This window comes from Arsenophonus endosymbiont of Bemisia tabaci Q2 (assembly GCF_902713415.1).
In the GTDB taxonomy this organism is placed as follows: Bacteria; Pseudomonadota; Gammaproteobacteria; order Enterobacterales; family Enterobacteriaceae; genus Arsenophonus.
Window position 1 is genome coordinate 1 of record NZ_CACTIE010000128.1, and the last position, 6,632, is coordinate 6,632.

The 6,632-nt window shown below is 35.5% G+C and carries 6 protein-coding genes and 4 pseudogenes; 5 read left to right on the forward strand and 5 right to left on the reverse strand.

Annotated features, from left to right (window positions below):
- Positions 1-396 precede the first annotated feature (396 nt).
- Positions 397-1,643, reverse strand: a pseudogene (gene serA, locus ARSQ2_RS07305) (phosphoglycerate dehydrogenase).
- A gap of 289 nt (positions 1,644-1,932) precedes the next feature.
- On the reverse strand, positions 1,933-2,598 hold the full coding sequence (gene rpiA / locus ARSQ2_RS07310; protein ID WP_181994889.1) for a ribose-5-phosphate isomerase RpiA: 666 nt from the start codon (positions 2,596-2,598) through the stop codon (positions 1,933-1,935).
- Positions 2,599-2,741: 143 nt separating this feature from the next.
- Between rpiA and ARSQ2_RS07315 the strand changes: the two are divergent.
- From ARSQ2_RS07315 to ARSQ2_RS07330, 4 genes and pseudogenes are all read left to right on the forward strand, one after another.
- A pseudogene (locus tag ARSQ2_RS07315) lies at positions 2,742-3,364 on the forward strand (ArgP/LysG family DNA-binding transcriptional regulator); the annotation flags it as partial.
- A gap of 24 nt (positions 3,365-3,388) precedes the next feature.
- A pseudogene (locus ARSQ2_RS12870) lies at positions 3,389-3,994 on the forward strand (IS630 transposase-related protein); the annotation flags it as partial.
- Positions 3,883-4,191: a transposase gene (locus ARSQ2_RS07325; protein WP_238334357.1), complete on the forward strand. Its 309-nt coding sequence runs from the start codon at positions 3,883-3,885 to the stop codon at positions 4,189-4,191. The pseudogene ARSQ2_RS12870 and the gene ARSQ2_RS07325, both read left to right, overlap by 112 nt.
- On the forward strand, positions 4,152-4,340 hold the full coding sequence (locus tag ARSQ2_RS07330; RefSeq protein ID WP_181994781.1) for a hypothetical protein: 189 nt from the start codon (positions 4,152-4,154) through the stop codon (positions 4,338-4,340). Before ARSQ2_RS07325 ends, ARSQ2_RS07330 begins: the two co-directional genes overlap by 40 nt.
- A gap of 180 nt (positions 4,341-4,520) precedes the next feature.
- Here ARSQ2_RS07330 and fldB read toward each other — a convergent pair.
- The 3 genes and pseudogenes from fldB to ARSQ2_RS14265 form a co-directional block, all read right to left on the reverse strand.
- Positions 4,521-5,027, reverse strand: a pseudogene (fldB, locus tag ARSQ2_RS07335) (flavodoxin FldB).
- Between the two features lie 476 nt (positions 5,028-5,503).
- The gene (locus ARSQ2_RS14260; protein ID WP_181994780.1) at positions 5,504-5,800 is read right to left on the reverse strand and encodes a S8 family serine peptidase; all 297 of its coding nucleotides are present in this window, start codon (positions 5,798-5,800) and stop codon (positions 5,504-5,506) included.
- A 57-nt stretch (positions 5,801-5,857) separates the two neighbouring features.
- Positions 5,858-6,355 (reverse strand): S8 family serine peptidase, encoded by a 498-nt coding sequence (locus ARSQ2_RS14265; protein ID WP_338078269.1) that lies wholly within the window; start codon positions 6,353-6,355, stop codon positions 5,858-5,860.
- Between ARSQ2_RS14265 and ARSQ2_RS07350 the strand changes: the two genes are divergently transcribed.
- A complete protein-coding gene (locus ARSQ2_RS07350) occupies positions 6,347-6,616 on the forward strand; it encodes an IS630 transposase-related protein (RefSeq protein WP_181994890.1) in 270 nt (89 codons plus the stop codon). The two genes, ARSQ2_RS14265 and ARSQ2_RS07350, sit on opposite strands and share 9 nt — an antisense overlap.
- The last annotated feature ends 16 nt before the right edge of the window (positions 6,617-6,632 follow it).

The following is a 6,632-nucleotide window of genomic DNA, read 5'->3' on the forward strand; positions in this document are numbered from 1 at the left end:
ATTTAAAATACTTTTCTTTTAAGAGTACTATATTTTGATTAAAATCCTCAAAAATATGTTTAGTTTGACAAAAAATAATATCTGGCCTTTTCATTCCATTAATTGACATAATAACTTCCTTACGGTATCAGTTGCCTAGTTAACTAAATAAAACCTTAAATGAATTTAAATTACAATAAAATCAATAATAAATACTTTTTTATAAAATAGAATAAATTGGTTGCACTTTATATTCACAAATAAAATATGTTAAATTAAATATATTAATTAATAGGGTTATTAATTATAAAAATATTTATCTCTAGTCAAATAGACATGTTAATATACAATAAATAAAAATCAACCCGCCTTAACGGGCAATCTATTGAAAAAAGTAAATTAGTAAAATTTCTTAATTTAATAAAGAAGGCGTTTCCGGATCGTACCAGGTACAGACTTTAATTTTTTTAATAAATTTTTTGCCGTCGTTGCCGGTTGCGATGTAATATCAATCACAACATAACCAATATTGCCGGTGGTTTGCAAATATTCTGCCGCTATATTAATCTCGTCTTCCATAAAGATCTGATTAATACGATTTAACATCCCCGGGCGATTTTCATGAATATGCAATAAACGATTAGTATCGTCAGTATGAATAGGTAATGAAACTTCAGGAAAATTGACCGCCGATAAAGTAAAGTAGAACCATTATTAGAATATTTTGCTAACTTATTAGCCACTGCAGAACCAATATTTTCCTGTGCTTCTTGCGTTGAGCCACCAATATGAGGAGTTAAAATAACATTATCAAAACCTATTAACGGTGAGCTGAAAGGATCACCATTACCGGCTGGTTCTTTAGGAAATACATCAATTGCAGCACCTGAGATATGCTGACTTTTCAACGCCTCAGCTAAGGCCGGGATATCAACTACGCTACCACCTGAGGCATTGATCAAAATCGCGCCGGGTTTAATCAAGGTTAGTTGTTCTTTGCCAAACATATTTTTAGTACTCGCTGTTTCAGGAACATGTAAGCTAATCACATCAGTCATATTGAGTAATTCGGTCATAGTAGGAACTTGGCAAGCATTACCTAGCGGTAACTTATTTTCAATATCATAGAAATAAACATTTATTCCAATATTTTCAGCTAAGATCCCTAATTGAGTACCAATATGACCATAACCAATGATACCTAATTTCTTACCTCGTACTTCATAGCTTCCTTTGGCTTGTTTATTCCATATTCCATGATGGGCTTTCATGCTCGCTTCTGGAATACGACGTAAAAGCAATAGTAATTCGCCAAGTACCATTTCTGCCACAAAGCGCATATTGGAAAATGGTACATTAAAAACTGGAATGCCCCGCTTAGCCGCAGCTTGAATATCAACTTGATTGGTGCCAATGCAAAAGCAACCGACTGCAATCAATTTTTCAGCCACGGCTAAAACCTGTTCGCTAAGATAGGTACGGGAACGAATACCGATAAAGTGGACATCAGGGATCAATGCGATTAATTCTTCTGTTGATAATGCACCTTCATGATATTCAATATTGTCATAGCCTGCTGCCCGCAGATTATTAATTGCACTTTGATGCAGACCCTCTAAAAGCAAAAATTTAATTTTTTGTTTTTGTAAAGATACATTAACTATTTACCCCATCCTATCATTAGGATTACGGCTATCAGCTATTTTGTCATACAAACATAACAAAAATTTTCCCAGTAGCAATACTATCATTTATACAAGCAACGAAATAAATCTTAACTAAAACGCTACAACGAACAAAAAGGAAATTAAAGAGGCAAAAATAAGATTTTTATCATACTAAATCAATTATTATGATATAACTCACTAAATTTGAGAGTAAAAAATATAAATTAAATATAAGGAATAAGTACTACCTTAATAGCCGGTCAGCACTTTAAAAACCACCAAATAATTAGCTTTTAGCCGTTAATTTTTTTACTCCAGCTGGTGTTGCCAGCAAAATAATATCTGCTGAGCGATTGGCAAATAACCCTACCGTTACAACACCGGCAATCGCATTAATTTTATTTTCAAGCTCTATCGGATCTAGAATCTCTAAATTGTGAACATCAAGAATGACATTACCATTATCAGTAACCACATTTTGCCGATATTCTGGCATGCCTGCTAACCTTACCAATTGACGAGCGACATAAGCGCGCGCCATCGGAATTACTTCAACAGGTAATGGAAATTTACCTAAAATATCAACTTGCTTAGATTTATCAGCTATAGCGATAAATTGCTTAGCCATCGCAGCAATGACTTTTTCACGCGTCAAGGCAGCGCCACCCCCTTTGATCATCATTAGATCTGGATTAAATTCATCAGTACCATCAATATAAATATCAATACCATCCACATCATTACTATCAAGAATAGGAATGGCTAACGTGGTTAATTTTTCTGTAGAAGCAACCGAACTTGAGACTGCACCTTTAATTAAATGCTTTTGTGTCGCTAAGCCATCAATAAAATGCGCAACCGTAGAGCCTGTTCCAACACCAACCACCATATCTGGTTTGATATATTCCAAAGCAGCCCAGCCGACCATTTTTTTTAATTCATCCTGTGTCATAATTAGTTGCTTTATTATTTTTTATTGCTAAAACCTACTAATTAATTAGTATAACGAAATTTTCCCGGCTATCGATTGGAAAAATATTGCATAGTAAGATATAGAATAACATCTGAATTGAATTTTAAAGAGATTTTTTCGTGATTAAACACCCTGACTATCGAGCACTACAAGCATTGGACACTGTGATCCGTGAACGCGGCTTTGAACGCGCTGCGCAAAAGTTATGTATCACTCAATCTGCCGTTTCCCAACGAATTAAACAGCTTGAGAACCTATTTGGTCAACCATTATTAGTGAGGACTATCCTTCCTCAACCAACTGAGCAAGGACAAAAACTACTCGCGCTATTACAATCAAGTGGAATTACTAGAAGAGCAATGGCTTGGTGACGAAAGTAATGGCAAAACTCCGTTGTTACTATCAGTGGCAGTCAATGCTGATAGTTTAGCAACCTCGTTCCTGCTGGCTCTTAATCCAGTACTACATGACAAGCCCTATTCGCCTTAATATTCAAGTCGAAGATAAAACCCGGACTCAAGAGCTGCTACGTAGAGGAGAGGTCGTTGGCGCGATTAGTATTCAACCAGAGCCTTTACCTGGCTGCCTGGTAGATAAATTGGGTGCACTGGATTATTTATTTGTGTCTTCACCGATTTTTGCTGAACGTTATTTTCCTACCGGGGTAACAAAAGCCTCACTGTTAAGAGCACCTGCTGTCGCTTTTGATCATCTAGATGATATAGCTAAGCGACTTAATTTTGATGACATTATTTATATGAGCTATTCAATTGATTTTAGAAGTAAAGTGATATTTACGATAGAAGAAGGGTTGAGTATCCGAGAAACAGCGAAGCAATTTCGGATTGGCTCTGCATCTGTATCCCGTTAGATTAATCAAATAGAGCCAAAAGCATCGACTACGCGTCAGCGAAAAATCGATAAATCCGAGTTGATAAAAGATGTTGAACAATATCCAGATGCTTACCAAAAAGAGCGTGCAAAGCGTTTTGGCGTTTGTCATAAGGCTATTTGGCAAGCTCTCAAAAAAATGGGATTGACCTATAAAAAAAACTCTACGTCATCCGAAAGCCGACGAAAACACTCGACAAACGTTTCAACAAAAAAACAGTATGAAAAGAAGGCAAGCATATTGTTTTTATTGATGAAAGTGGTTTTTTACACGATACCCCGCGGACTCACCGCTATTCCCAGAAAGGTCAACGGTGTGTTGGTCTCAAGAACTGAGGAGCTAAAGAAAGAACAAATGTTATCGGCGCTTTATTGGGCACAACGCTGTTTGCTATCGGATTATTTGATATCAATATTAACAGCGATGTTTTCTATGCATGGGTCACCCAAGTCCTTATCCCAGTCCTTCCTAAAAACAGTGTAATCATGATGGATAATGCAACTTTTCACAAGAAACAGAGTATTCAACAAGTCATCATCGATGGGGGGCATATGGTGGAATATTTGCCTACCTATTCGCCAGATCTTAATCCAATTGAACATAAATGGGCACAAGCTAAATGTAAAAAAAGAGCGCTCGGATGCGACACAGATATTTTGTTCGCACTGAATATGGTGTAATCAAAATTAAGTCGATTAGCTATAGTTCTTTTGCTAACTGCCAAAGTTTTTTCCGTGTTTCATGTAATGCTCTTCCAGCAGCAGCAATATTTTTTCCTGATTTTTCAATTGATCAAGTAAATGATTTTTCTCAGATTACTGCTGTTTAACACTTTTCTCTTTTTCTGCAATATTTGATAACAGATCTTTCAGTTTTACTTTATTGTCACTGATGGGATTAGTTGTGGTATAGCTGGACGACTTTAAAATGATTACAAGTAATTACTGTATATCAGTAAATTTATATTTAAGAAAAACATATATTTTGTAATCAAAATTAAGACGCTTAGCTATATTTCATTTAATATTTGCATACACCACTGTTCTATTCGTTCATCCGTTTGTTCAAATTGGTTGGTTTCATCGAGCGCTAGTCCGACAAATTGGCTACCACCAGTGGTTAATGGTTTAAGGCTACTAAAGGTATATCCTGTTGTAGGCCAAAAGCCGACAAATTTTACATCCATCTGTAATAGCTGCTCATAAAGCATACCTAGTGAGTCAAGAAACCAGTCGCTATAATCGATTTGATCGCCTAAACCATATAGGGATACAATTTTGCCAGCTAAATTTAACGAACAGAGTTGATCCGAAATTGCTTGCCAGTCTTCTTGTAGTTCGCCGAAATCCTAGGTAGGAATACCTAAAATCAGAATTTGGTAATTTTCCATTAATTGCGGCGAAATATCTTTAAGATTATGTAAATCAACTAATTCTTAACCTAGATTATACTGGATTTTTTCTGCAACCATTTCGGTGTAGCAGGTACCGGAACTATAAAAAAGACCGATTTTCATTTTGCGAGTAATAATAGAATATTATAGCAGAAAAACATTAAAAAATATTATAATTCAGTTAATTAAGGTTAATTTATCGGTTGAATTATAAGCCATATTATTTCATTAACCTTAATGTAAGATGACTGTTTTTTGATATGCCTCATATTATCATGAATAAAGATAGAAAATAATTATTTTTAACCTATCCTCTAATTAATCCTTCCAATTTCTACGCCTTATTTGTTCATTCTATTCTTGTTAGATAGAGACTTTCCCTGGTGTTGTGTTTGATATGTTTGCCAGTTAAAACTGGCTTTTTTATGCTATTTTCTATTTTTTATAATATTTAATCTTATTTTTTCAGATAATGGGATAAAAAACCAGATCTTAATTAGTCTAAAAGATAAATGTCGCGATCTGGTTTTAAGTTAATTTGCTAAAAAATTATCACATGGCAAGATATTATATTATTAGTGATCATGTTTAGCTCTTATTTATTGTAAACGTTTTTGTAATGTACTAATTGCTCGGCGTACATTAGGTAATGTACCAATATTTATCCATTTATTACTAGTTTGATGGCATCCTTGCGGTGTGCCTGTTTCGATTAACAGTGAACGCATGTCTTTTGGTTTAATAACCTCACCAATATTCTGTTTATACCATGATTGGATCGCCACAACAGCGGAAGCGACAATCGGCGTAGCAGATGATGTCCCGGAAAAAGTATGGGTATAATTATTATGCTCAACCGGTATTGTAGAGATCGTTATAGCCGGTTGTGACAACATTTAGCCCCCATCCTTGCACATGTATCATGCTACCATAAGTTCTGAAATCAGTGGGGATCAAGTATTTTTATCACCTGCACCAACACGAATTGCACCGTTATCAGCATCGTCATTACGATTTCTATATTCACTATATAATTTATGATCTAAATCTTCAGGGCCATTGCCAGCAGCCATAATGACAATAATGCCGGCATCAGTGGCTTCTTTTGTAATATCCCAAACCGCTTTTTGGTAATCGGCTGGGACATATCTATTAGGTGGTCCCATGGATTGTAATTCATAAATAAATACGTCTCCCGCTCTTAAGTATTTTAATGCTTTAGCAATTCCATTAACTCGTCCTGCTGGCGCTTCTGAAACACCATAAAAAGTATCTGCTCCATGCACTAATCCTTTTATACCCAATCCCATATCTTTGGGATACATTATTCCAGCAACTGCGGTGCCATCTTCATTTTTAAGTGGATACTCAGGTGATAGATTTATAAAACTTTTTCTTTGTAAATTATAGCTAAGAGACTTAATTTTGATGACATTATTTATATGAGCTATTCAATTGATTTTAGACGTAAAGTGATATTTACGATGGAGGAAGAAGGATTGAGTATCCGAGAAACCAGGAAGCAATTTCGGATTGGCTCTGCATCTGTATCGCGTTGGATTAATCAAATAGAGCCAAAAGCATCGACTACGCGTCAGCGAAAAATCGATAAATCCGAGTTGATAAAAGATGTTGAACAATATCCAGATGCTGACCAAAAGAGCGTGCAGAGCGTTTTGGCGTTTATCAGAAGGCCATTTGGCAAGCTCTAAAAAAATGGGATTGACC

What these genes read in the sequence shown, in the direction of transcription:
- rpiA (WP_181994889.1), bottom strand. Translation starts at nt 2,598, where the DNA reads ATGACACAGGATGAATTAAAAAAAATGGTCGGCTGGGCTGCTTTGGAA.
- ARSQ2_RS07330 (WP_181994781.1), top strand. Translation starts at nt 4,152, where the DNA reads ATGCGACACAGATATTTTGTTCGCACTGAATATGGTGTAATCAAAATT.
- ARSQ2_RS14260 (WP_181994780.1), bottom strand. Translation starts at nt 5,800, where the DNA reads ATGTTGTCACAACCGGCTATAACGATCTCTACAATACCGGTTGAGCAT.
- ARSQ2_RS07350 (WP_181994890.1), top strand. Translation starts at nt 6,347, where the DNA reads ATGAGCTATTCAATTGATTTTAGACGTAAAGTGATATTTACGATGGAG.